23 protein-coding genes are annotated in these 22,561 nt (G+C 70.5%); 16 read left to right on the top strand and 7 right to left on the bottom strand.

All coding sequences use genetic code 11. The features are described from left to right. Positions 1-83 precede the first annotated feature (83 nt). From ACFSKW_RS32085 to ACFSKW_RS32075, 3 genes are all read left to right on the top strand, one after another. Positions 84-569, top strand: coding sequence for a rhomboid family intramembrane serine protease (locus tag ACFSKW_RS32085; RefSeq protein ID WP_379576216.1), 486 nt, complete (start codon positions 84-86; stop codon positions 567-569). Positions 570-793: 224 nt separating this feature from the next. Beyond that, complete coding sequence (locus ACFSKW_RS32080) at positions 794-1,252, top strand: SgcJ/EcaC family oxidoreductase (RefSeq protein WP_379576215.1); 459 nt, start codon at positions 794-796, stop codon at positions 1,250-1,252. Positions 1,253-2,073: 821 nt separating this feature from the next. Beyond that, on the top strand, positions 2,074-2,550 hold the full coding sequence (locus tag ACFSKW_RS32075; RefSeq protein ID WP_379576214.1) for a GtrA family protein: 477 nt from the start codon (positions 2,074-2,076) through the stop codon (positions 2,548-2,550). A 69-nt stretch (positions 2,551-2,619) separates the two neighbouring features. Here ACFSKW_RS32075 and ACFSKW_RS32070 read toward each other — a convergent pair whose 3' ends face one another. Next, complete coding sequence (locus tag ACFSKW_RS32070; protein ID WP_379576213.1) at positions 2,620-3,300, bottom strand: alpha/beta fold hydrolase; 681 nt, start codon at positions 3,298-3,300, stop codon at positions 2,620-2,622. 425 nt (positions 3,301-3,725) lie between these two features. Here ACFSKW_RS32070 and ACFSKW_RS32065 point away from each other — a divergent pair, with 425 nt between their 5' ends. Beyond that, positions 3,726-4,433 carry a hypothetical protein gene (locus ACFSKW_RS32065; protein WP_379576212.1) on the top strand — a complete coding sequence of 236 codons (708 nt, stop codon included), beginning with the start codon at positions 3,726-3,728 and terminating at the stop codon, positions 4,431-4,433. A gap of 353 nt (positions 4,434-4,786) precedes the next feature. On the opposite strand, the gene ACFSKW_RS32060 is transcribed toward ACFSKW_RS32065, so the two are convergent. From ACFSKW_RS32060 to ACFSKW_RS32045, 4 genes are read right to left on the bottom strand one after another with little or no spacing between them, the layout of a single operon-like run. Beyond that, the gene (locus tag ACFSKW_RS32060) at positions 4,787-5,458 is read right to left on the bottom strand and encodes a FadR/GntR family transcriptional regulator (RefSeq protein WP_379576211.1); all 672 of its coding nucleotides are present in this window, start codon (positions 5,456-5,458) and stop codon (positions 4,787-4,789) included. A gap of 25 nt (positions 5,459-5,483) precedes the next feature. After that, a complete protein-coding gene (locus ACFSKW_RS32055; protein WP_379576210.1) occupies positions 5,484-6,500 on the bottom strand; it encodes an MBL fold metallo-hydrolase in 1,017 nt (338 codons plus the stop codon). Positions 6,501-6,558: 58 nt separating this feature from the next. Next, positions 6,559-7,677, bottom strand: coding sequence for a steroid 3-ketoacyl-CoA thiolase (locus ACFSKW_RS32050; RefSeq protein WP_379576209.1), 1,119 nt, complete (start codon positions 7,675-7,677; stop codon positions 6,559-6,561). Between the two features lie 44 nt (positions 7,678-7,721). After that, positions 7,722-8,672, bottom strand: coding sequence for an NADP-dependent oxidoreductase (locus tag ACFSKW_RS32045; RefSeq protein ID WP_379576208.1), 951 nt, complete (start codon positions 8,670-8,672; stop codon positions 7,722-7,724). Between the two features lie 72 nt (positions 8,673-8,744). Here ACFSKW_RS32045 and ACFSKW_RS32040 point away from each other — a divergent pair, with 72 nt between their 5' ends. Together ACFSKW_RS32040 and ACFSKW_RS32035 are read left to right on the top strand one after the other, a co-directional pair. After that, entirely contained in the window at positions 8,745-9,707 is a 963-nt protein-coding gene (locus ACFSKW_RS32040; protein ID WP_379576207.1) for a GlxA family transcriptional regulator, read from the top strand. A 45-nt stretch (positions 9,708-9,752) separates the two neighbouring features. Then, entirely contained in the window at positions 9,753-10,379 is a 627-nt protein-coding gene (locus tag ACFSKW_RS32035) for a flavin reductase family protein (protein WP_379576206.1), read from the top strand. A gap of 22 nt (positions 10,380-10,401) precedes the next feature. Here the strand turns inward: ACFSKW_RS32035 and ACFSKW_RS32030 are convergent, their stop codons facing one another. Continuing rightward, on the bottom strand, positions 10,402-11,016 hold the full coding sequence (locus ACFSKW_RS32030; RefSeq protein WP_379576205.1) for a TetR family transcriptional regulator: 615 nt from the start codon (positions 11,014-11,016) through the stop codon (positions 10,402-10,404). A gap of 178 nt (positions 11,017-11,194) precedes the next feature. On the opposite strand from ACFSKW_RS32030, the gene ACFSKW_RS32025 reads away from it, so the two are divergent. The 6 genes from ACFSKW_RS32025 to ACFSKW_RS32000 are packed head-to-tail and all read left to right on the top strand — an operon-like array spanning position 11,195 to position 17,328. Continuing rightward, positions 11,195-12,844: an AMP-binding protein gene (locus ACFSKW_RS32025; protein WP_379576204.1), complete on the top strand. Its 1,650-nt coding sequence runs from the start codon at positions 11,195-11,197 to the stop codon at positions 12,842-12,844. Further along, positions 12,845-13,693 (top strand): acyl-CoA dehydrogenase family protein, encoded by an 849-nt coding sequence (locus tag ACFSKW_RS32020; RefSeq protein WP_379576203.1) that lies wholly within the window; start codon positions 12,845-12,847, stop codon positions 13,691-13,693. Continuing rightward, complete coding sequence (locus ACFSKW_RS32015) at positions 13,693-14,847, top strand: acyl-CoA dehydrogenase family protein (protein ID WP_379576202.1); 1,155 nt, start codon at positions 13,693-13,695, stop codon at positions 14,845-14,847. Before ACFSKW_RS32020 ends, ACFSKW_RS32015 begins: the two co-directional genes overlap by 1 nt. Next, entirely contained in the window at positions 14,844-15,728 is an 885-nt protein-coding gene (locus ACFSKW_RS32010; protein ID WP_379576201.1) for a bifunctional MaoC family dehydratase N-terminal/OB-fold nucleic acid binding domain-containing protein, read from the top strand. Before ACFSKW_RS32015 ends, ACFSKW_RS32010 begins: the two co-directional genes overlap by 4 nt. Beyond that, a complete protein-coding gene (locus ACFSKW_RS32005; protein ID WP_379576200.1) occupies positions 15,728-16,165 on the top strand; it encodes a MaoC family dehydratase in 438 nt (145 codons plus the stop codon). The genes ACFSKW_RS32010 and ACFSKW_RS32005 overlap by 1 nt, the downstream gene beginning before the upstream one ends. Further along, positions 16,162-17,328 carry a lipid-transfer protein gene (locus tag ACFSKW_RS32000; RefSeq protein WP_379576199.1) on the top strand — a complete coding sequence of 389 codons (1,167 nt, stop codon included), beginning with the start codon at positions 16,162-16,164 and terminating at the stop codon, positions 17,326-17,328. The genes ACFSKW_RS32005 and ACFSKW_RS32000 overlap by 4 nt, the downstream gene beginning before the upstream one ends. A 39-nt stretch (positions 17,329-17,367) precedes the next feature. On the opposite strand, the gene ACFSKW_RS31995 is transcribed toward ACFSKW_RS32000, so the two are convergent. Further along, positions 17,368-18,960: an RNA polymerase sigma factor gene (locus ACFSKW_RS31995; protein WP_379576198.1), complete on the bottom strand. Its 1,593-nt coding sequence runs from the start codon at positions 18,958-18,960 to the stop codon at positions 17,368-17,370. A gap of 236 nt (positions 18,961-19,196) precedes the next feature. Here ACFSKW_RS31995 and ACFSKW_RS31990 point away from each other — a divergent pair, with 236 nt between their 5' ends. Genes ACFSKW_RS31990 through ACFSKW_RS31975 form a run of 4 tightly spaced genes read left to right on the top strand, consistent with a single transcriptional unit; the run spans position 19,197 to position 22,559 of the window. Beyond that, the gene (locus tag ACFSKW_RS31990) at positions 19,197-20,249 is read left to right on the top strand and encodes an ABC transporter ATP-binding protein (protein WP_379576197.1); all 1,053 of its coding nucleotides are present in this window, start codon (positions 19,197-19,199) and stop codon (positions 20,247-20,249) included. Further along, complete coding sequence (locus tag ACFSKW_RS31985; protein ID WP_379576196.1) at positions 20,242-20,922, top strand: ABC transporter permease; 681 nt, start codon at positions 20,242-20,244, stop codon at positions 20,920-20,922. The genes ACFSKW_RS31990 and ACFSKW_RS31985 overlap by 8 nt, the downstream gene beginning before the upstream one ends. Continuing rightward, positions 20,895-21,590, top strand: a complete 696-nt coding sequence (locus ACFSKW_RS31980; protein ID WP_379576195.1) for an ABC transporter permease — start codon at positions 20,895-20,897, stop codon at positions 21,588-21,590. Before ACFSKW_RS31985 ends, ACFSKW_RS31980 begins: the two co-directional genes overlap by 28 nt. A gap of 36 nt (positions 21,591-21,626) precedes the next feature. After that, positions 21,627-22,559, top strand: a complete 933-nt coding sequence (locus tag ACFSKW_RS31975; protein ID WP_379576194.1) for an ABC transporter substrate-binding protein — start codon at positions 21,627-21,629, stop codon at positions 22,557-22,559. The last annotated feature ends 2 nt before the right edge of the window (positions 22,560-22,561 follow it).

The following is a 22,561-nucleotide window of genomic DNA, read 5'->3' as shown; positions in this document are numbered from 1 at the left end:
CGCGATAGTGCCGCCATCGCCGACGGCCAGTGGTGGCGGATGGTGACAGCCCTGGTGGTGCAGGACGGCGGCCTTCTCGGAACGTGTTCAACCTCGCCACGCTGGCCGTGGTCGGCTATGTCGCCGAGCGCGCGCTCGGACCGGCCCGATGGGTCGTTCTGTACGCGGCGGGCGCGGCGGCCGGGGAGGTGACCGGCTACCTGCTCAACGATCCGGGCGCGGGGAACTCCATCGCCGTCTGCGGCCTGGCGGGCGGGGGCGCGCTGGCGTTGTCCGCGCTCGAACGCTCGGTGGGCGCCCGTTACGCGGTCATGGTCGGCTTCTCGGCCTTCGCCGGCTCCACCCTGGGCGCCATCGTCATGGTCGCCGGCTGCGCGGCCGCCGTCCTACTCGTCGTCCACCGTGACCGCGTCCCCGCCTCGGCCCTCGCCGCCGCCCCTCTGGTCGTCGGGCTCGCGCTGGCGGCCGTGCCCGACCTTCACGGACCCGCCCTGCTGGGCGGCCTGATCGCCGGATGGGTCACGAACGGGATGTTCCCTTCGACACCCAGGAGCGCGCCGCTCGCGTGACGAGCGATCCCATCGCGGATCCCTCGTCAGACGAGCGGCGGGTGCCGTTTCGAGCGTCACGCCTCCACGCCTCCACGCCTTGCGTCGCCACCAGGCCAGGGCTCACCTTCGCCTGCCAGGCGGGCTTGACATCATGCTGCCCTGCGGTAATCTCTTCCCTAGAGAAGATAAATATCCAAAGCAGATTCTTCTCCAAAGAAGCTAATTGCCGAAAGGGTAGTGACATGAACCACAACAGCACCATCGAGGCCGACACCGCCGCCGTTCGCGCCCTGCTGGAGCGGACCTGTGAAGCCTGGGGACGCGGCGACGGCGCGGCCTACGGCGAGTCGTTCACCGCCGACGCCACCGACGTGACCTTCGTCGGCACCGTCTACCACGGCGGAGAGGAGATCGGCCGAGCCCACCAGGTCCTGTTCGACAGCTTCCTCAAGGGCACCCGTCTGGCCATGAAGATCGTCGACATCCGCTTCTACGGCCCCGACACCGCCGTCGTCGTCAGCCACGGCGACGTCTACAAGACCAAGCCCAAGAAGCTCGGCAAGGTGCAGACCTACACCGTGGTCCGTCAGCAGGACGGCCAGTGGCGCATCGCCGCCATCCAGAAGACCAAGCGGCAGAACCTCATGGAGGCCATCTCCTTCAGGTTCCAGCCCGCCAGCAGGCCCCGCACCTCCCGCTGAGTCGCACCAGCCGGCACCGAGGAGGACACCTCCATGGCCTCCATCGCCGTCGCGGTACCCACCGGCAGGACGACCCCCGCACCTCTCGAAGGTCTGGCGGCTTCCAGCCTCAGCCCCTCCTGCGAGGGACCTGGCTGCCTCCATCCTCGGTACCTCCTACGAGGTCCTGGCTGCTTCCAACCTCAGCACCTCCCGCGAGGTCCTGGCTGCTTCCAACCTCGGTACCTTCCGCGAGGTCCTGGCTGCCTCCATCCTCAGCACTTCCTGCGAGGTCCTGGCCGCCCCCGCTCCTCGGCGACCTCGCCAGCTACCGCCCAGCGGTGGCCGCCCCTCCCTTGCCCGCCCACGTCTCCTACCGGGCCGCCCACCGTCTCTTCCCGGTCCGCCCGTCTCTTCCCGGGCCGCCGACGGTCGACCAGCCGTGTGCTTCCCCGCCCCGCCCCGATACCTCTGGCGGCGACGGTCTGGCCCGCCGCCTCGGCTGGATACCTCTGGCGGCGACGGTCTGGTCCGCCCTCCCGCGGCACCGGCCGGCTCGCGGTGCGGCGCGCCGACCCGGTCATGACGACGGTGCGCTGGTCGCGGTCATGACGACCGTGCGCTGACTCCGTCACAACGACGATGTGTGGACCCGGTCGTGGTGGCGCGCCGACCCCAGGTGGGGGCGGGCCGTCGTGCCAACCCGGTAGCGTCAACACGGTCGCGATCGGCGAAACCGGCTCGGGCACCATCGCGTGGGTGGTGTGATGGGTGATGCTCCGGGCAGCCGTTCGAGGGCGTGCCCGATGTGAGCCATTGCCGAAAGGAACTGAGGGCGAGACGTGACGTTCGTGAAACGCCTCTACCGGTGGTTCGCCACCATGATCCATGAGCTGACAAAGTTCGGCATCGTCGGCGCTCTCGCCTTCGTGCTGGACACGGGCATGTTCAACCTGCTCAACCTGGTCCTCGGCATGGGCCCGCTGACGTCCAAGGTGCTGACGGCGGCGGTCTCGATCTCCTTCGCCTACGCCGGCAACCGCTTCTGGACCTTCCGCCACCGCGAGCAGAGCGGGCTCGGCCGGGAGTACTTCCTGTTCTTCCTGCTCAACGGCGTCGCCCTGCTGTTCGGCCTCCTGGTGATCGGCTTCACCACGTACACGCTCAAGCTGACCGACCCGCTCAGCGTGAACATCGCCAACATCGTCGGCGTCGGTCTCGGCACGCTGTTCCGGTTCTGGTCCTACAAGCGCTGGGTCTTCCTGGAGGCCACCGAGCCCATCCCCGTCGAGCTGCCCGAGGCCAAGCAGCGCCGGTAGGCCGTGCACGCTCCTTGACCGCGCCACGACCCCCAGCGGCGGGCGGACGCGCGAAGGAGCGACCGCGCCCTAGCCGGTCGTGTAACTCACCAGGAGGTCCGCCACCTGTTTCGGGCGGCTGAGCGCGACACAGTGGCTGCCCGGGATCTCGTCAGGGGTGATGCCGAGGCGTTCGGGGACGATCCTGCGGAAGAGGTCGGCGGGGAAGAAGCGGTCGTCCCTGCACAGCACGAACCTCGTCGGCACATCGGGCCACTTGTCGAGCGGCCACGGCGAACCCATCGGCGTCGCCGACTGGTCGCGCCCCCTGCGCAGCGCCTCCTCGGCCAGCGGCCGGGGGACATCATGGAGAAAGCTGACGAACGGGTCGTCGCTGCCGGTCTTGCCGCCGTCTCGTGCCGCCTGTTCCCGTACGGCGTCGGCGTAGCCGGTGTTGTCCCACCAGTCTCCCGGTGCCTCCCCGGGGGAGGGGACCATCCCGGCCAGCAGTACCAGCACCTCGGTGGGAAGCCGAGCCGCGACGAGCGGCGCGGTGAAACCGCCGAACGACTGGCCCACCACGACCAGGCCCTCCCGGTCGCCGACGGCCTCGACCACGGTGTCCGCGTATTCGGTCAGCCCGGCGGAGTCGTCGTCGCACGGCAGGTCGGGAGCGACCACGTCGTGTCCGCGCGCACGCAGCTCGGCCTCCACCAGGTGCCAGTACCAGCCGACGTCCGCCGCGCCGTGGATCAAAACAAAGGTGGCCATGGCCGCAAGCCCCCGTTCTTGAGGTGACCAGCGTGACGCTACCTCCGGCCACTGACAGTTCCGGGGGTCCCGAGACGCGCGTGAGCCCTTTCCGCCGACGGACGCGACGCCAGGGGCCTCGTGCTCGCGATCGGCCGGAAGACCTGGTTCGCGCACACCCCGGCGTCGCGAACCCTCGGCGTCGTGGACAGGCCGGTGTCGCGAACAACCAGGTGTTGCGAACACCCCGGTATCGAACTCCCCGGTATCGAACTCCCCGGTGTTGCGAACTCCCCGGTGTCCTGGACAGGCCGGTGTCGCGAACCCCCGGTGTCGCGAACCCCCAGTGTCGCGAACACCTCGGTGTCGCGAACATGCCGGTGTCGCGGGGCGCCGGGAGGCAGGGGCCGCTCCGTCCAAGCGGTACCCGCCCCGATAATGGGTCGATGTCCGGATGGGAAGCGGCTGTGCGGCGGATGTACGACGTCTTCGGGCACGTCACCAGACCCGAACGCATGGACGGCTGCCTCCACTGTGTCGAGCCGGGCCCGGAGCGGCCCCTCCTGGCAGGACCGGTCGGATCGATCGAGGCCGCCGCACTGGCTCGCTACGCCGCCAAAGCCCTCAACACCTGGGGCGGTGTCGCCGAGTTCCGCTACTTTCTGCCGCGCCTGCTCGAGTGCGCGGCCGCGGACGCCTTCGTCTACCCCGATCCCGAGATCGTCTTCGGCAAGCTCGCCTCCGCTGAATGGCGGACCTGGCCGGACGAGGAGCGCGACGCCGTCACGGGATTCCTGAGCGAGTGGTGGCACGAGACGCTGCGCCGTCATCCTGTCCACCCCTCGATGGACACGGTGGTGTGCGCCCTGGCAGCCACCGGCATGGACCTCGCGCCCTGTCTGCAGGCCTGGAGCAGGCTCGACACCGACGCCGCCATCAACCATCTGTACGACTTCGTCCAGACCGGCCTGTCGGGTCAACGCCTGACCAACGCCTTCTGGGACCGCCGCAGCGCCGCCTACCGGCAGCTCCTGACCTGGCTCACCGGCGGGCCTGCCGCCGCCGCCGTCGAGGCCGCCTTCGCCGCGGAGACGCGCGAGCCCGTGCTCGAACGGCTCGCCGCCATCCACCCGGCCCTGCTCCCATCCCCATGAGGCCTGGACGAGCAGGTCAGGCGACATCGCCCCTGTGCCGAGGATGAGGCCGACGGGGCGGTGCCCACAGGCGATCAACGGCCGCCGGCGGGTCGGCCTGTCACGCGGCCGCGAGACACGTACGCCGGCGGGTCGGCCTGTCACGCGGCCGCGAGACACGGACACCGGCAACCCCGTGCCGAACCAGACCGAGAGGCACGACGAAGACGAGAGCGTCAGGGCTCAATCTTTGGAAGTCCTCCCGGAGAAGGCAGGCGTTGTCCGGAGGCGCGCCCCGGCTGGGGGCTCAGGGGGGCTCGACCCGCAGGAAGACCTGCCCGAGCCGCGCCCGACCAAGGGGAAGCTCGATGCCGTCAGAGGGCCTTCTTGAGCCAGGATTCCACCCCGGCCACGTGCACGATCGCCCACGAGCGTGCCACCTCGGCCTGCCGTGAGGCGATCGCCTCGTAGATCGCGATGTGCTGTTCCTGCGTCTTCTCCAGCGCCCCCTCCTGCGTCAGTCCGCGCCAGATGCGGGCCCTCGTCGTCGGCCCCGAGAGGCTCTCGATGAACGAGCACAGGACCGCGTTGCCCGACCCCTGGGCGATCCGCTGGTGGAAGGTGAGGTCGTTGGCTACCAGTTCCTCGATCGTCGGCTCGGGGGGCAGCGAATCGAGGACCGCCTTCAGTTCGGCGATGTCGTCGTCGGTCATCGTGACCGCGGCCATCGCGGTGGCGGCGGGTTCGAGGATGCGGCGTACCTCGAAGAACTGGATCACGGTGTCGTCGCGGTGCAGGTCGAGGACGAACGACATCGTGTCGAGCAGGAGCCGTGGTTCGAGGCTGGTGACGTAGGTGCCGTCGCCCTGCCGTACGTCGAGGACGTTGATGAGCGCCAGGGCCCGTACGGCTTCGCGCAGCGAGTTGCGGGACAGGCCGAGGCGTTCGGCCAGGTCGGCCTCCTTGGGCAGCCTGTCGCCCGGGGAGAGCTCGCCCGAGAGGATCATGTGCTTGATCTTGTCGATCGCCGCGTCGGTGACCGCCACGTGTTTCCCCCTAGACATCGGATGTCTAGGAGTGTAAGGCCACGAAGCGGACAGGATCGACCTCTGGGAGCCGCCGGATCAGGCCGCGGGCCTCCAGTGCGCGGAGGTGGGCGGCCGCTTCGCCCGCCGCCATGCCGCGGAGTATGGGGGAGAGGTCCGCCCACGGGCGGTTCCACGTCATGCGGGCGGCGATCTCCCAGATGGTGAGAGGCTCGGTGACCAGGGCGGCCAGCCGTTCGAGCTTGTCCTCGTGGTGGGCGCGGATCTCGGCGGCGCGCGCGGCGGCGTCGGGGAGGGTCCACTCGTGGGCGGGGAGCGCCTCGGTGAGGCCCAGCGCGGCGACCCGGTCCAGCGAGGCTAGAAAGTCCGCCAATGGATCAACATCGTCCCGATCGTAGGGATAAATGCCGATATGGGGGGTGATGTCGGGCAGGATGTGGTCGCCGGTGAACAGCCGGGCGGCGTCCTCCAGATGAAGGCACAGGTGGCCTGGCGTGTGGCCGGGGGTGTGGACGGCGCGCAGGACCCGGCCCGGCACGTCGATCAGGTCGCCGTCGCGCAGCTCCCTGTCGGGCTGGGCGGGCGGGTCCGGCCGTGCGTCCGCGATGGAGGGCAGCTCGTGCGCTCCCGCGCCCGCCCGCCGCAGCATCTCCGACTGGAAGTCGTGGTGCTCGCCCTGGCCGAGGCCGCGCATGAGCTTGACCAGCTGTGCGTCCGCCTCGTGCATCGCGATCCACGCGCCCGACTCCTCGCGCACCCGTCCGGCGAGCCCCGCGTGGTCGGGGTGGAAGTGGGTGACGACCACGCCGCGCACGTCGCGCACGTCGACGCCCACGGCCGCCAGCCCCGTGCGCAGCGCCTGCCACGCGTCATGGTGGTTCCAGCCCGCGTCCACCAGCACGGGGCCGGCGGGGGAGTCGATCGCGTAGACCAGCGTGTAGCCGAGTGGATTGCCGGGGATGGGGACGGGCACGCTGCTCACCCCGCCGCCGAGATCGCGGGGTCGCTGGTCGGCGTACGGCCTGCGGCGCGTTCTGGTCATGCGGCTGGCCCCGTTTCGCTCGGCGTCCCCCGTGCCACCGTACGCGCCAGGGCCGGCGTCACGCGACGCGTTCCAGGATGGTGGCCGTGGACAGCGCGCCGCCCGCGCACATGGTCACCAGCGCCGTCGACAGGTTGGCGCGCTCCAGCTCGTGCAGGGCCGAGGTCACCAGCCTGGCGCCGGTCGCGCCGACAGGGTGCCCGAGCGCGATCGCGCCGCCGTTGACGTTCACCCGGTCCATGTCGGGCTCGTGCACCGAGGCCCATGACAGCACGACCGACGCGAAGGCCTCGTTCACCTCGAACCTGTCGATGTCGCCGATCGTCATGCCCGTCCTGTCCAGCACCGCCGCGGTCGCGTCGACGGGACCGTCCAGGTGGTAGTACGGCTCGGCGCCCACCAGCGTCTGCGCGAGGATGCGGGCTCGGGGTCTCATCCCGTGCCGCCTGGCCGCCGACTCGCTCATGAGCAGCACCGCCGCCGCCCCGTCGGAGATCTGCGAGGAGGTGCCCGCGGTGTGGAACCCGTTCTCGCCGAGCACCGGCTTCAGCGCCGCGAGACTCTCCGCGGTGGTCTCCCTGAGCCCCTGGTCCCTGGAGACCTCGCCCACGGGGGTGATCTCCCTCGCGAACCTTCCGTCCGCCCACGCCTTGGCCGCCAGTTGCTGCGACCTGGCGCCGAACCAGTCGAGCCGCTCCCTGGTCAGCCCTCTCCTGCGCGCGATCCGTTCCGCCGCCGTGAACTGGTCGGGCAGGTCGATCGCCCAGTCGTCGGGCCTGGGCCTGGCGGGCGCCACGTTGCTGCCGAGCGGGGCCCTGCTCATCACCTCGACCCCGCAGGCCACGCCGACCTCGATCACCCCCGCCTGGATCAGCGCGGCCACCAGGTGCACGGCCTGCTGCGACGACCCGCACTGCGCGTCGACGGTGGTGACCCCCGTCTGGTACGGCAGGCCCGCGTACAGCCAGGAGTACCGCCCGACGTGGCCGCCCTGCTCGCCCGCCTGCGTGACGCACCCGGCGAACACCTGCTCGACCAGGCGCGCGTCGAGTCCCGCCCGGTCGAGGAGCCCGTTGAGCGCGGTCGCGAGCACCTGCTGGGGTTTGAGCTCCGACAGCCATCCGTTCCGTTTGCCGATCGGCGTCCTGACGGCCTCGACGATCACCGGTGCGCTCACAGCTGCCTCCAGAATGATGCTCTAGAGGCAGACTGTAACGCGTTCTACTTTTTCGCGGAAGGCCCGATTTCCAGGACGATCTTCCCGGTGGTCCTGCCGGTCTCACCGAGTCTGTGGGCCTCGGCCGCCTCCTCCATGGGCAGCACGGCCGCGATCTCCGCGCGCAGCTTCCCTGCCTCGACCAGCGCCGCGATGGCCTTCATCGCGGCGTGGTCGGGTTCGACGAGCACGTTCACCGCCCGCACACCCAGCTCGTCGGCTCGCGCGGCGAGCTGCTCGTCCAGGCGCGACAGCACGATCGAGACGAGTGTGCCGCCCGGCCTGAGCGTCTCCAGCGAGCGCTGCCCGTAGTCGCCGCCGATCGTGTCGAGGACGATGTCGACGTCCTTCACCGCGGTGGCGAAGTCCACGGTGCGGTAGTCGATCAGCTCGTCGGCGCCCAGCGAGCGGAGGAGGTCGTGCTTGGGCTCGCTGGCCGTACCGATGACATGGGCGCCGCGTGCCTTGGCGATCTGGACGGCCAGGTGGCCGACGCCGCCGGCGGCGGCGTGCACGAGCACCCGGTGGCCGGACCGCAGGCCCGCGGCGTCGACCAGCGCCTGCCAGGCCGTCAGCGCGGCCAGCGGCAGCGCGCCCGCCTGGACGTGGTCGACGTTGGCGGGCTTGCGGGCGAAGGTCCTCGAGGGCGCGGTGACGTACTCGGCGAACGCGCCGTGCGCGAACGGGTAGCGCAGCATGCCGAAGACCTCGTCGCCCGGCTGGTAGAGGGAGGCGCCGATGCCGACCGCCTCGACCACGCCGGAGACGTCCCAGCCGAGCACGAACGGCGGCCGCCCGAGCATGCCGCCCCCCGCCCTGTGCTTCCAGTCGGTCGGGTTGAGCCCCGCCGCGTGCACCCTGACCAGCACCTCGGTCGGCCCCGGCGTCGGCACGGGGACCTCGATCTCCTTGAGGACCTCCGGCCCGCCCAGAACGTCCTGACTGATTGCTCTCATGGGCTCCAGCCTGTCGCGCCCCCGAACAGGGGGCCAAGTGGCCCGATGGCCAAGATATGTAAGGATCGGGCCATGCATCGTGTGGTTGTCCTGGCGCTGGACGGCGTCATCCCCTTCGAGCTCAGCCTCGCCGCGCGGATCTTCGGCGCGGCGGGCGACCGCTACGAGGTCATCACCTGCACGCTGGACGGCGCCCACGTGCGGACGCACGCTGACTACTCCATCGCGGTCGAGCACGGCGCCGGCGTGCTCGCCACCGCCGACACGGTCGTCATCCCCGCCGCCGAATGGTTCGGCGACGTCAGGGAGCCGGCCGACCTGCCTGCCGCGCTGGTCGAGGCCCTGTCCACGGTACGGCCCGGCACCCGCGTCGTCTCGATCTGCCTGGCCGCGTCCGTCCTGGCCGCCCTCGGCCTCCTGGACGGCCGGCCCGCCACCACGCACTGGGCCCACGCCGAGGACTTCAGACGGCGCTTCCCTGCGGTGGCGGTCGCGCCGGAGGTGCTGTTCGTGGACGACGGCGACGTGCTCACCTCGGCCGGCGCGGCGGCCGGGATCGACCTGATCCTCCACCTCATCAGACGCGACCACGGCAGCGAGGTGGCCAATCAGGTGGCGCGGCGCTGCGTGGTGCCGCCGTGGCGCGACGGCGGCCAGGCGCAGTACATCGAGCGTCCCGTCCCCGCGCCGTCGTCCTCGGGCACGGCCGAGGCCAGGCAGTGGGCGCTGGCCAGGCTGCACGAGCCGCTGCAGCTCGACGACCTGGCCGCGCAGGCGCAGATGAGCAGGCGCACCTTCACCAGGCGGTTCAGGGAGGAGGTCGGCATGAGCCCTGGCCAGTGGCTGATCGCGCAGCGGGTGGAGCTGGCGAGGCACCTGCTGGAGTCCAGCGACCTGCCGGTCGACAGGGTGGCCGAGCGTGCGGGCTTCGGCACCGCCGCCTCCCTGCGCCAGCACCTGCACGCGGTGTGCGGCGTCTCGCCGCACACCTACCGCAGGACCTTCTCGGGAGCGGTGGGCGCGGGACGCCCGTGATCGCTTCGGCCGCCGCCGAAGTGACCTGCTCCTACGGTCGACATCATGCACACCACGGACATCGCCGCCGGACATGTGACGATCACGCCGAGCATCCTGTACTTCGGGACGCCGGTCGTGCTGCTGTCGACCGAGAACGAGGACGGCTCGGCCAACCTGGCCCCGATCTCCTCCGCCTGGGCGCTCGGCCAGGTGGTCGTCATGGGCCTCGGGGCCGAGGGCCACACGGGCGGCAACCTGGCGGCCAGGCCCGACCTCGTGATCAACCTGCCGGAGCCGCGACAGTGGGCCGCAGTGGAGCGGCTCGCGCCGCTGACCGGGAGTGACCCTGTGCCCCCGGACAAGCGGGGCGCCTTCCGCCACGAGCCCGACAAGTTCGCGGCCGCGGGACTGCGGCCCGAGCCGTCCGAGCTGGTCCGCCCGCCCAGGGTCGCCGGATGCCCGATCCAGTTGGAGGCCAGGGCCGCGCGGGTCAGGCTCGACGTGTCGGACGACTTCCTCATCGTGGAGGCCCGCGTGCTCAGGGTCCATGCCGATCCGCGCATCGTCGTGCCCGGCACGCAGTACGTCGACCCCGCCCTGTGGAGCCCGCTGATCTACAACTTCCGCCACTACTTCGGGCTCGGCGACGAGCTCGGCCACAGCTTCCGCTCCGAGACCCCGCGCGGCTGAGCGTCCGCCCGGCTCGCGGCGTTCAGAAGTCGGACAGCAGGCGGGTGGCGGCGATCTCGATGCGGCGCTGGATCTGCTCGTGCGTGCGCCGTCCGCGCAGCATCTCCAGCAGTTCCTGCACCCACACGCTGGACAGCAGCCCGGTCAGGACCAGGTCGTCCTCGGAGGTGTGCTCGCCGCCGGCCACCCGCAGCAGCAGCCCCGCCATCCTGTCGCCGAACGGCGTCTCGACCTCGGCCATGATCAGCGACCGGATGAGCGCGTCGGCGAGCTCGGGCTCGCGCATCAGCCCGCGCGTCGCCCTCATGAGCACGTCGACCGCCCGCCCCGGGGCCGTGGTCGCGCTCGGCGGGCGCCGCTCGATGCTGTTCTCCAGCAGGTCGATCTCCTCGCCGACCACCGCGACGACCAGGTCCATCTTGGAGGGGAAGTAGCGATAGAGGGTGCCGAGGGCGACCCCAGCGCGCTCGGCCACCGTGCGCATCTGCATGGCCTCGACGCCGCCGCGCGAGGCGAGGGCGGCCGCGGCCTGGACGATGCGCTTGCGGCGCTGGTGCTGGCTCCTGGTGCGGACGCCGGTGGTGGGCTGGTCCTCCTTGCCGGGAGGTGTGGGGAGAGTCACATGCGGAGGGCGCATGAGAACACGTTATCCGATGTCCATCGCGCCCCGCTTGTTACTCGCGGGTCACAAGGAAGCGCATGTCTCCAGCATCGCGCGAAGATTCCGTCGTTCGCCCCGTGAGCGGGCACTGGACAGGTACTAGAATCTGTTCTAGTTTGCGGAACGGCTGACCGAGCGCTTGCTGGGAGGCGCGATGACCGCGGACACGCTCGCCTGCTTACTCGAACGCAGGGCCGCCGACGACCGTCCCGGCCTGCTGTTCGAGGACGCCACGTGGACGTGGCGCGAGGTCGTCGCGGCCTGTCGCGAGCGGGCGGCGGCGCTGGCGGGGGTCGGGCACGTGGGCGTCCTGTGCGACAACGTCCCCGAGCTGGTCTTCCTCATCGGCGCCGCGGCGCTGGGCGGGCCCGTGGTCGTCGCGCTCAACACCACGAGGTCGAGGGAGGAACTGGCCAGAGACGCCCGCGCCACCGACGTCGACCTCCTCCTCTGGGACCCTCCGTACGGCCCGGCCGCCGCGTCCGTCGGCCTGCCCACCCTGCCGCTCGCCACTCTGCCGCTCGCCACGCCGACGCTCGCCACTCTGCCGAGCGCCGGCCTGCCGCATGCCACGCCGCCGGAGAGCCGCGACGAGCGAGGGCGTGCGAGCGGCGACCGCGCCCCCGGCGAGCTGGTGATGCTGATCTTCACCTCGGGCACCTCGGGCACGCCCAGAGCCGTGCGGATCACGCAGCGGAAGATCGCGATCCCCGGTCTCAGTCTCGGCGCGATGCTCACCCCCGATGACGTCGTCTACTGCTCGATGCCGCTCTTCCACTCCGGCGCGCTCATGGCCGCCCTGGCCCCCGCGGTGGCCTCGGGGGCGGCGCTGGCCGTACGCCGACGGTTCTCCGCCTCGAACCTGCTGCCCGACATCCGCCGCCACGGCTGCACCTACCTGCACTACGTCGGCAAGGCGCTCTCCTACGTCCTCGCCACGCCGCCACGACAGGACGACGCCGACAACCCGCTCCGGATCGCCTTCGGCAACGAGGGCAGCGCGAGCGCCACCCGGCGCTTCGGCGAGCGGTTCGGCTGCCACGTGATCGACGCGTTCGGCTCCACGGAGAGCGCCGTGTCGATCACTCCCGACCCCTCGGGACCGGCCGGCGCGCTCGGCAGGCTCCCCGACGGCATCGAGATCAGGAACCCCGCCACCGGCGAGCGCTGTGTCCCCGCGGTCATGGCGGACGGCAGGCTCGCCAACCCCGACGAGGCGATCGGCGAACTGGTCAACGTGGCGGGCCTCGGCCTGTTCGACGGCTACTACAACGACGAGGCCGCCGACGCCGAGCGGATCAGGCAGGGCGCCTACTGGTCGGGCGACCTGGCCTACGCCGACGCCGCGGGGTACGTGTACTTCGCCGGCAGGGGAACCGACCGGCTGCGCGTGGACGGCGAGAACCTGGCCGTCGCCCCGATCGAGGCGGCCCTGCGCGAGTTCGGCGGCGTGGTGGAGGCCGCGGTGTACCCGGTGCCCGACCCGGCGGCCGGCGACCAGGTGATGGCCGCGCTCGTACTCGACGGGCCGTTCGACCCCGCCGCCTTCGCGGCGTTCACCGCGCGCCTCGGCGCCAAGGCCGTGCCCCGCTACGTCCGCCTCTGCGAGGAACTGCCGCAGACGCCGTCCCACAAGGTCGTCAAGCGGGTCCTGGTGAAGGAGGCCTGGCGCACCGCCGACCCCGTGTGGTGGCGTCCTCCCACGCGGGACGCGACGGGTTTCAGGATCTTGACCGAGGAGGACATCAGCGTGATCGAGGACGAGTTCGCCCGGCACGGCCGCCCGCACCCACTGGAGAGCTGAGTGGATTTCACCCTGGACGAGACCCAACAGGACCTGCGCACCCTCACCGCCGACCTCCTGGCCAAGGATCCCACCTGGCCCGCCATGGAGCAGGCGGGCCTGGCCGCCATCTGCACCCCCGAAGAGGGGCTGGGCGCGGTGGAGATGGCCGTCGTCCTGCGCGAGGTGGGCATGGCGGCGGCCGACGTGCCCGCGCTGCCCGTTCTCGCCGCCACCCTCGCCTTGGCCGCGTACGGCAGGCAGGTCGACGGCCTGCCCACCGTCGCCGTCAAGGGCATGAGCGCTCCCTACGCCCAGCAGGCCACGCACGTCCTCTACACCACCGACGAGGGCCTGTTCCTCACCGACGACTTCACGCTCACCCCGGAGTTCACCGCCACGGGGGAGCCCTCGGGCACGATCACACCCGGCCGCAGCGAGAAGCTCGCCGACCCCGGCCACGGCCTGCGGAAGATCGTCACCGTCGCGGTGGCCGCCCAGGCCGGCGGCGTGCTCGCCGGAGCGCTGAAGCTCACCACCGACTACATCAAGACCCGCAGGCAGTTCGGCCGCCCGCTGGCCGAGTTCCAGGCCGTCACCATGCAGATCGCCGACGTGTACATCGCCTCCCGCGCGCTCGACGTCGCGATGTGGTCGGCCGCGTGGGGCATGGACGGCGACGACGCGGCCATCGCGGGCTTCCACGTCTCCGAGGCGTTCAAGGCGCTGTTCACCTGCCAGCACCTGCACGGCGGCCTCGGCCTCGACGTCACCTACCCCCTGCACCGCTACTTCGGGCACGCCAAGCACCTCTCCCACCTGCTCGGCGGCGCCGACGCCCAGCTCGACCTGATCGGAGCGCACCTCTGATGCTGATCGACCTGACCCCTGAGCAGCGCAGGCTCCGCGACGAGCTGCGCGAGTACTTCCACGCCTGCCTCAGCGCCGAGGACCGCAAGAAGATCGCGGAGGATCCCTTCGGCCACGCGTACATGGACCACTGCCGCAGGCTCGGCAGGGACGGCAAGCTGGGGCTCGGCTGGCCCAAGGAGTACGGCGGAGCCGGATACGGTCCTCTGGAGCAGCAGATCTTCGCCAACGAGATCGCCAGGGCGGGCGTGCCGTACCCGATCATCACGCTGCAGACCGTCGGCCCGACCCTCATGCAGTACGGCACGCCCAAGCAGAAGGACTTCTTCCTCCCGCGCATCCTGGCGGGCGAGTGCCACTTCGCCATCGGTTACAGCGAGCCCGAGGCGGGCACCGACCTGGCCTCGCTGCGCACGACCGCGGTGAAGGACGGCGACCACTACGTCGTCAACGGCCAGAAGGTCTTCACCAGCGGCGCGCACTACGCCCAGTACATCTGGATGGCCGCGCGCACCAACCCCGACGCCAAGAAGCACAAGGGCATCACGATGATGATCGTGGACTGCGCCGACCCCGGCTTCTCCTGGACGCCGATCGTCACCATGGACGGCCGCCACCACACCAACGCCACCTACTACCAGGACGTGAAGGTCTCCGAGGACATGGTCGTCGGCGAGGTGGACAAGGGCTGGGACCTGATCGTCAACCAGCTCAACCACGAGCGCGTCACGCTCGGGCCCGCCGGCAACCTGGCGCAGACCTACGACCGCTTCGTGGCCTGGGCCCGTGCCAACGACCTGCTCGGCGTCCAGGACGTGCGGCGTGCGGTCGCCAGGATCTACGCCTACTACCGCACGAACGAGCTGCTCAACTGGCAGGTCGCGGCCAACATGGACCTCGGCTGGCTGGGCGCGCCCGACGCCTCCGCCACCAAGATCTACGGCTCGGAGCGGATGCAGGAGATCGGCAGGATCGTCTGCGATGTCCTGGCCAGGTACGGCGACCCCGCCGACCCCGAGACCGCGCAGCTCATGGAGCGCGTGGACCACGGCGTGAAGGGCGCGGTCGTGCTCACCTTCGGCGGCGGCGTCAACGAGGTGCAGCGCGAGCTGATCGCCATGCTGGGCCTGTCGCTGCCGAGGCCGCCGCGATGAGCGCGCACGAGGAGCTCATGGAACTCGCGGGCAAGCAGATCGCGCTCGGCGAGGTGGACGGCGCGCCGGCGCCCGACCCGGTCAACGAGCCGATGATCAGGCACTGGCTGGACGCCATGGGCGACGCCAACCCCGTCTATCTGGCCGACGGGGTGGCGCCGCCCGCGATGGCGCAGGTGTGGACGATGCAGGGGCTCGGCCCCCGGCAGCCGAGCCCGGTCGACGAGATCATGGTGGCGCTCAACGACGCCGGGTACACCGGTGTCGTCGCCACCAACTGCGAGCACACCTACCACCGCTACCTACGCGTGGGCGAGCGCGTCACGGCCACGACCCGCTTCGCCGAGCTGAAGGGCCCCAAGACCACGGCGCTCGGCGAGGGCTACTTCGCGACGTGGAACGTGACCTGGTACTCGGGTGGCGAGGCGGTCGCCGAGATGCTCTTCAGGGTCCTGAAATTCCGCCCCAAGCCCAAGAAGAAGCCCTATCCGCTGAAACCGGCCATCAACCAGGACACCGCCTTCTTCTGGGAGGGCGTGAAGCAGGGCGAGCTGCGCATCCAGCGTTGCGGCGACTGCGGCGAGCTCAGGCACCCGCCGGGGCCGCTGTGCCCGTCGTGCCGGTCTGCCAACCGCGATCACGTGGTGGTGAGCGGAGAGGGCACCGTCTACAGCTTCGTCGTCCACCACCACCCTCCCGTCCCGGGAAGGGAGACGCCCTTTGTGGTTGCTGTGGTGGAGCTGCAGGAAGGGGTGAGGATTGTGGGCAACATCGTGGACTGTCCGGTTGAAGACGTGGGTATCGGTATGGAGTTGCGTGTGACCTACGTCTCTATAGACGATGAACTGACCCTTCCTCTGTGGGCACCGCGGGAGCCGTGATGCGTACGCTGACCGAAGGACAGGCCGAGCTCGGTGCGGTCCTCCCCGAGCTGTCGATCGACCTCACTCCCACGATGATCGTCTCCACGGCGCTGGCGACGATGGACTTCACCCCCGTCCACCACGACGTCGAGGGGGCCCGCGCGCAGGGCTCCAAGGACATCTTCCTCAACATCCTCACCACGATGGGGCTGGTCGAGCGGTACGTCACCGACTGGATCGGGCCCGAAGCCGTGATCAAGCGCATCAACGTCAAGCTCGGCGTTCCCGCCTACGCGGGCGACAGGCTGTCGTTCACCGGCACGGTCGTCGACGTCGAGGACGGCGAGTACACGGTCGAGGTGCGCGGCAAGGTGAGCCTCGGCGACCACGCCACCGCCACCGTCGCCTTCCGGCTGCCCGACTCGGGTACGGCGCGGCCGCGGGAGGGCGTGTGAGGTCCCACGCGGCGATCGCGGGCATCGGTGCCACGGAGTTCAGCAAGGAGTCGGGACGTTCGGAGTTACGGCTGGCGGCCGAGGCGGTGCTCGCCGCGCTCGACGACGCCGGGCTGACACCGTCCGACGTCGACGGCATGGTCACCTACACCCAGGACACCAACCAGGAGATCGCCGTCGCCCGCGAGGTCGGCGTCGGCGATCTCACCTATTTCTCCCGCGTCCACTACGGCGGCGGAGCCGCGTGCGGCACCGTCATGCACGCGGCGATGGCGGTCGCGACGGGCGCGGCGCGGACCGTGGTCTGCTACCGCGCCTTCAACGAGCGCTCCGGGCGCAGGTTCGGCCAGCCCGACGCCCGGGTGGGCGGGGAGCCGTCCTCCCAGGGGCTCGAGATGAGCTGGCACGTGCCGTACGGGCTGATGACCCCCGCGGCGTGGGTCGCGATGTTCGCGCGCAGGTACATGCACGTCTCCGGGGCCACCTCCGAGGACTTCGGCAGGGTGGCGGTGGCGATGCGCAGGCACGCGGCCACCAACCCCGCGGCGTGGTTCCACGGCAGGCCGATCACGCTGGAGGAGCACCAGGCGTCGCGGTGGATCGTGGAGCCGCTGCACCTGCTCGACTGCTGCCAGGAGAGCGACGGCGCGGTGGCGATCGTCGTCACCTCGGCCGAGCGGGCGCGTGACCTGCGGCGCTCGCCTGCCGTGATCGCCGCGGCGGCGCAGGGCTCCGGAGCGGGCCAGATGATGATGACCAGCTACTACCGCGACGACATGACCGGGCTTCCCGAGATGTCAGTCGTCGGCACGAAATTGTGGGATATGTCGGGCCTAACGCCCGCCGATATCCAGACCGCGATCCTCTACGACCACTTCACGCCCTTCGTCCTCAACCAGCTGGAGGAGCTCGGCTTCTGCGGCAGGGGAGAGGCCAAGGAGTACGTCAAGGACGGCGGCATCGAGATCGACGGGCGCCTGCCGGTCAACCCGCACGGCGGTCAGCTCGGCGAGGCCTACATCCACGGGATGAACGGCATCGCCGAGGCCGTCCGCCAGATCAGAGGCACCTCCGTGAACCAGGTGCCGGGCGCGACGAACGTGCTGGTGACCGCGGGCACGGGCGTGCCGACCAGCGGGCTGATCCTCACCGGCGAGACCTGAGCCCTGCGGCGGCGGCCCCTCCGGGCCGCCGCCACGGACCTACATCGGGATCCAGAAGAACACCAGCATCGCGATCGCCAAGCACACCACGAAGCCGATCAGCTCGAAGGCCCAGTCGTGGTGCCGGGTGCGCCGCCTGCCCTTCTTCTTGCTCGCGGCCTTCTTCGCAGCCGCCTTCTTCGGGGCGGCCTTCGTGCTCGCGGGCTTCTTGCTCGCGGGCTTCTTGGCCTCGGGCTTGCCGTTCGCGGGCTTCTTGCTCGTGGGCCTGCCGCTCGCGGGTTTCGTGCTCGCGGGCTTCTTGGCCGCGGGCTTGTCCGGGGCCTGCGGTACGGCGGGCCGTACCGGCTCGGCGGCCGCGGTCGACGCCTCCTCCTCCACAGGGAGGGGAGCGATCTCCTCCGGCGCGGGAGGCAGGACGTAGACGGGCTCCTTCGCCGGCTTGCGCGGCACGAACAGGTCCGCGGGCTCCTTCGGCTCCGCCTGGTGCACGAGCAGGTCCGCGGGCTTCTTCTCCGTCTCGCTCCTGGGCGCGAGCCGGTCGGTGGCGTCCTTGCGTGGTTCGCCCTTGTGTACGAGCAGGTCGGCGAGGGCCGACCGGTCGCGGGCGCGCATCGGCACGTCCGTAGGGTCGTCGGCCACCTCCACGAGGGGCGGCGCCGCGGTCCACGTGTCGTCCAGGATGTCGCCGCCCGCCAGGGCCCTGGGCGCCGCGGCGGGTGAGGGGTCCGGTGCCGGGGTTGGCTTGCTGAAGGCGTCCCACGTCGGCGGCGCCTCGAGCACGTCGGCCGGAGTGGGGGCCGACAGCAGGGGCGGGCGTGCGGTGAGCGTGTCGCGCAGCTTCGGCATCGGCGCCGTCGCCGCCTCGTGGGGCGGGACGCGCGACGAGTCCGGCGGCGTGAGCAGCTCGGTCGGGAACAGCCCCGTGCTGGTCGCGGGATCGGTGTCGCCGAGCGGGACGGGCCAGACGGGGGTCGTCGGCCACATCGGCTTGACGAACAGCGAACCGGTCCTGGGCACGGGAACCGTGCTCGCCGGGGCAGGGCGCGGGCCGAGCAGTCGCTCCCTGACGGCGGCGGGCGGCGGGCGCCACGGAAGGCGGCCGAGCACGTCGCGCAGCGGCGCCACGCCCAGCGCGCCGTACACCTCGGCCACCTGCTGAGCCGGTCGAGGGCCGGCGGCGGCCAGCGCGGACAGCAGCGACTGGCGGAAGCGGAGCGCGGCGTTCTGGATCAGCTCGACGGCGGTGTCCTTGGCCACGTCGAGCACCCAGGCCAGCTCGGCGTCGGTCAACCCGATGACGATGGACAGGACGAGTACTTCGCGCTGGTGCGGGCGAAGATCGCGCAGGACGCGCTCGACCAGTGCGGTGGCCGGGTCGATGAGGGGATCGATGACAGGCGGCGCGTAGACGATGTCGCGGCGGAAGATCTCCCGCCGCGCGAGCGCGTACAGCGCGGCACGCGGCGGCTCCACGGAAGGCACGCTGGAAAGGACGGCATCCAGCGCGTCGGAGGCGGAGCCCGGGTCGCCGAGCTGGTCCGCGCAGTAAGCGAACAGCCCGGCGGCGTGACGGTCGTAGAGCTCGGCGATCAGATCCTCGCGAGATCGCTGATCGGTGAGCGGGTGGGTCACGGGGCCGAATTCCTCTGAAAGAAAAGTGGACGCTGGGGATGAGGGGGCGGCGTCGGAGTGTTGCAGGCAATCATGCCGGTTGCCGAGGCGGAATGCACCCTTGGATGCCCATTTGATAGCCCAGTGAAGCGTTTCAGCTTGGGGGCAACGGGACACAAGAGGATCGCTCGCCGTAGTCTGTCGACCAGAGATCATGGGGCGGGCCGCGGCCCCGCCGGTCGAGCGAGAGGTCGCGCATGATCACATTTGACTCCGTCACCAAGCGATACCCCGATGGCTTCGTGGCCGTCGACGATCTGTCCATCGAAGCGGAGACAGGGCGGATCACCGTCCTGGTCGGCCCCTCCGGATGCGGCAAGACGACGACGCTACGGATGATCAATCGGATGATCGACGCCACCGAGGGGCAGATCCTGCTCGACGGCGCCGATGTCAAGAAGATCGATCCCCCGACGTTGCGGCGCGGCATCGGCTACGTCATCCAGCAGGCGGGCCTGTTCCCGCATCGCAAGATCGTCGACAACGTGGCGACCGTGCCTTACCTGCTGGGCTGGGACAAGAAGAAGGCCCGTGACCGGGCCATGGAGCTGCTGGAACGGGTCGGGCTCGATCCCAAGATGGCCCAGCGCTACCCCTTCCAGCTCTCCGGCGGCCAGCAGCAGCGTGTCGGCGTCGCCCGAGCGCTGGCGGCCGACCCTCCCGTGCTGCTGATGGACGAGCCGTTCAGCGCGGTGGACCCCATCGTCCGCACCTCGCTGCAGGAGGAACTGCTCAGGCTGCAGTCGGAGCTGAACAAGACCATCGTCTTCGTCACCCACGACATCGACGAGGCGATCAAGCTCGGCGACAAGGTGGCCGTGCTGCGCGTCGGCGGCAAGCTCGCGCAGTTCGCCGCGCCCAAGACGCTGCTGTCGGAGCCCGCCGACGACTTCGTGCGGGAGTTCCTCGGCAGGGACCGCGGCATCAGGCGGCTGTCGTTCATCTCCACCGAGCACCTGCGGCTGCGCACGGACCTGGTCGTCTCCTCCTCCGCCGCGTCCGGGTCGGCCGCCGCGTCCGACGGCCTGCTGATGGTCGTCTCCGAGGACGGCAGGCCGGTCGGCTGGCAGGGAAGCGACGAGCCGTTCGGCACCTACGTCCACGGCAAGGACTCCCTGCGCGCGGCGCTCGACGCCGCCCTGCTCTCGCCGTCGGGGCAGGCGGTGGCCATCGATCCCGAGGGCAAGGTCGTGGGCATCGCGACGAGGGAGGCGCTCGACGCGGCGCTGGCGGAGGCCGCCGATGGATGACGACGGCCAGCCGCTGTTCAGGTGGAGCTGGGTCGAGAGCAACTGGAACTCGGACTCGCCGAACAGCATCGTCAACCTCCTCCAGGCGCACGTCGTGATGTCCCTGGTGCCCGTTCTGCTCGGGCTGCTCGTCGCGGTACCGCTCGGGCTCGCGTGCGTGCGCTGGCGCTTCCTCTACCAGCCCACCGCGGGCGTCATGAACGTGATCTACGCGCTGCCCTCGCTACCGCTGTTCATGCTGCTGATCCCCGAGACGGGGCTCACCCAGCTGACCGTGATCATCCCGCTGACCTTCTACGCGCTCGCCGTCCTGGTCCCCGCCGTCGTCGACGGCATGGGATCGGTGCCCGACCACGTCAGGCAGTCGGCGGTGGCCATGGGATTCACGCCGCTCCGCCGCCTGGTGCAGGTCGAGCTGCCGATCGCGGTGCCGGTCGTGCTCGCAGGCCTGCGCGTGGTCACCGTCTCCAGCATCAGCCTGGTCAGCGTCGGCGCGCTCATCGGGCAGGGCGGGCTGGGCAACCTGTTCACCGACGCCTTCCAGCGTGACTTCTACACTCCCGCCATCGCCGGCATCGTGCTCATCGTGCTGCTCGCCCTGGTCGGCGACGGGATCGTGCTGACCGCGCAACGCCTGCTCACGCCATGGGTGCGGGCCAGGAGGGCGTCGTGAACTGGATCATCGACTTCTTCACCGACCCGGCCAACTGGTCGGGGTCCGGCGCGATCCCCGTGCGGCTGCTGGAGCACCTGGGCTTCTCCGTCGCCGCCCTCGTCCTCGCCGCCCTCATCGGGATCCCGCTCGGCCTGCTGGTCGGGCACACGGGACGCGGCTCGCTGATCGTGGTCGTCAGCGCGAACCTGGCCAGGGCGCTGCCCACACTCGGCCTGCTCGTGCTGATCGTCCTGCTGCTCGGCACCGCCTCCATCTGGCCGGTGCTGATCCCGCTGGTGGCGCTGGCCGTACCGCCGATCCTGGTCAACACCTTCGAGGGCATCAGGGGCGTCGACCCCGAGTTGCGCGACGCCGCCTACGGGATGGGGCTGCGCGGCCCGCAGGTGCTGTTCAAGGTGCTCGTGCCGGTCGCGCTGCCGCTCGTCATGCTCGGCCTCCGGTTGGCGGCGGTCCAGGTCGTGGCGACGGCCGCGGTGGCCGCTTACGTCGGTCTCGGCGGGCTCGGACGTTACATCATCGACGGATTGGCGACACAGGACTACGAGAGCGTGGTCGGCGGTTCGGTACTGATCGTCGCCTTCGCCCTGGCAGTGCAGGGGCTGTTCACCCTCGCGCAGAGGGTGACGGTGTCCCCGGGGGTGAGCCAGCGACTGCGGGTTCGATAATCTCTCCAATACCCCCCGTTTAGAAGGGAATTAAGCATGAGGCGCATATTCGGCACCGCGGCGGTGCTGCTCTCGGCGATGCTCACCCTGTCCGCCTGTGGTGGCGGCGGCAGCGGCGGAAACCCGCTGGACACCACCTCCGCCAGCGCGGCCCCGTCGGGGTCCGCGCCCGCGGCGGGCGGGGGCACGGCGGTCGTGGGCTCGTTCAACTTCCCCGAGAGCGTCCTGCTGGGCTCCATCTACGCCCAGGCGCTCAAGGCCAAGGGCGTGAACGTCACGGAGAAGCCGAACATCGGCAGCCGCGAGGTCATCTACAGCCAGGTCCAGAGCGGCGGGCTGACGGTCCTGCCCGAGTACAACGGCGCGCTGCTGTTCTTCGTCGACCCCAAGTCGACCGCGGCGTCGACGGAGCAGGTCAACGGCGAGCTCAAGAGCAAGCTGCCCGCCGAGCTCGAGATCCTCGACTCCTCTCCGGCGCAGGACAACGACTCGCTGACGGTCACCAAGGCGACGGCCGACCAGTACAAGCTGACCACCATCGAGGACCTCGCCAAGGTGTCCAAGGACATGGCCGTCGGCGGTCCCCCGGAGTTCAAGAAGCGTCGTGAGCAGCAGTTCAAGGACGTCTACGGCCTGGAGTTCAAGGAGTGGAAGCCGACCGGCGACACCACGGCCGACGCGATCAAGGACGGGACCGTGCAGGCGGGCAACGTCTTCACGACCGACCCGAAGATCATCATCAACAGCATGGTGTCGCTGCAGGACCCCAAGAACGTCTTCAGCGCCCAGAACGTGACGCCGCTGGTGAACAAGGCGGCGGCGAACGACACGATCAAGACCACGCTGAACGCGGTGTCGGCCAAGCTGACCACGGAGAACCTGACGCAGATGATGCAGAAGATCTCGGTGGACAAGGACGACCCCGCGACGGTCGCGAAGGACTGGCTGACGACCAACGGCCTCCTGTAACC

This window comes from Nonomuraea mangrovi (assembly GCF_042681425.1).
GTDB lineage: Bacteria > Actinomycetota > Actinomycetes > Streptosporangiales > Streptosporangiaceae > Nonomuraea > Nonomuraea mangrovi.
Note: the sequence above shows the minus strand (reverse complement) of the source record. Positions and strands in the feature narration are given on the sequence as shown.